Annotated in this window: 1 rRNA gene; it reads right to left on the minus strand. The window is 42.8% G+C overall.

Annotation, left to right across the window (positions count from 1 at the left end):
• Positions 1–211 precede the first annotated feature (211 nt).
• Positions 212–311, minus strand: a 5S ribosomal RNA gene (gene rrf, locus ACTQZM_RS12130); the annotation flags it as partial.

Genomic DNA, 311 nt, shown 5'->3' on the forward strand with positions numbered 1-311 from the left:
CTTATTTGCCATGGTCAGAAACTGTACAAGCAAATTGTAAATAAAAAAAAGAATCTCCAGCGTCGAGTGACTTTGGAGATTTTCAATATACCTCGTTATTGGGCGCTTACCTTATACCTCAAGCCACAATGAATCCGACTTGAAAATTGTACCCTACTTGGCATACCAACAAAAAAAAGACTAGACAACCTTTGTCTAGTCATTCAAAGTTGCGTGGCGACGTCCTACCCTCACAGGGGGAAACCCCCAACTACTATCGGCGCTAAGAAGCTTAACTTCTGTGTTCGGCATGGGAACAGGTGTATCCTTCT

The organism is Enterococcus cecorum, from assembly GCF_052119425.1.
In the GTDB taxonomy this organism is placed as follows: Bacteria; Bacillota; Bacilli; order Lactobacillales; family Enterococcaceae; genus Enterococcus_E; species Enterococcus_E cecorum_C.